The sequence below is a fragment of the Lysinibacillus sp. fls2-241-R2A-57 genome (genome assembly GCF_030209535.1).
Taxonomy (GTDB): Bacteria; Bacillota; Bacilli; order Bacillales_A; family Planococcaceae; genus Lysinibacillus.
Genome location: NZ_JARVRU010000060.1, coordinates 1 through 1222, shown reverse-complemented (window position 1 = coordinate 1222; position 1222 = coordinate 1). Strand labels below are relative to the sequence as shown.

At 38.2% G+C, this 1222-nt stretch carries 1 protein-coding gene; it reads right to left on the bottom strand.

What is annotated here, in order from left to right; all coding sequences use genetic code 11:
• Positions 1–132: 132 nt before the first annotated feature.
• Positions 133–948 carry a metallophosphoesterase gene (locus tag QRN68_RS12050; RefSeq protein ID WP_285397129.1) on the bottom strand — a complete coding sequence of 272 codons (816 nt, stop codon included), beginning with the start codon at positions 946–948 and terminating at the stop codon, positions 133–135.
• Positions 949–1222: the final 274 nt, after the last annotated feature.

The window sequence follows — 1222 nt, the reverse complement described above, 5'->3', positions numbered from 1 at the left end:
GACAAATCTCAAAACTGCAGCTCATTAAAGATTTCTGTTGCTGCCGTTGCGCTCCGCTCCAATTTCGCTGCAGAAAAATGAGGTTTTGTCCCAGCCTCAAATAGAAAGCACTGCGTAGCAAAGACGCAGTGCTTATTTTTTCTTTAATTCCATTACAAGAATCTCTGGTGGATTAAAAATTCGAATAGGCACTGTACTATTACCTAGTCCTCGACTAACGGCCATAGTTGTTGTTCCTTCCGTATAAACACCAGACGTATATTTTGGGAATATTCCCTGTCCTCGTGCGAAAAGTCCGCCAATACCAGGAATTCGAACTTGCCCACCATGAGCATGTCCTGCAAATGCTAAATCAATGCCAAACTCCACATACGTATTAAACACTTCTGGTCGATGCGCTAGTAAAATCGTTAGTACATTTGGTGGAACATTTTTTGTTGCTATTTCTAGCATTTCTTTCGTTGTTCTACCCGATAACGGATCTTCTATGCCAACAATCGCCAAGCGCTCCCCGTCGCGCTCAATGACGGTCGATTCATTGGACAACACATGTACACCTAACGATGACAGCTCCTCATAAATTACATTAACTTTATTTGTCGCTACTTCATGGTTTCCTAGTACATAATAGACATCCGCTACTTTAACTAATCCTCTAACAGCCTGCAAGCTTCGCTCCAAATCATAACGATTACTATCCACTAAATCACCTGTAATAAAAATCAGGTCAGGATTTGTTGCCTTCACCTTCGCTATGAGTTTCTCTTGCTGTTCGCCAAAGAGAGCATCCTGTAAATCTGTTATTTGCGTAATGCGTAGCCCATCAAAACTGGCAGGCACTTTTTCTGACTCGAATTCATACTTGCTTACAACCAGCCAGTGATTGTTTACGTACAAAAAAATGACTATAAAAACAAGAAAAAAAGCTACATATAATAATTTTTTCAATCGCAATCGCTCACTTTGTGGCTACTTTTTCAGATAAAAATCTTACCCTCCTATTATAAGCATAAAACTTTCGAATTGTAAGTCTATGCTGTGAAAATCCATAGATTGCACAAAAAGAATAACATCATTCTCATTAAGTTACTCTTTTATTCATGATTTGATGTTTCTTCATATTAATGTAAGATATCAGGTGTGTTGATTAACCATTTTTATCCACCATGATGTTGATTTCTTTGATAGAAAGAGCTTGTTTTTCGATAAAAGCCCAAATAGT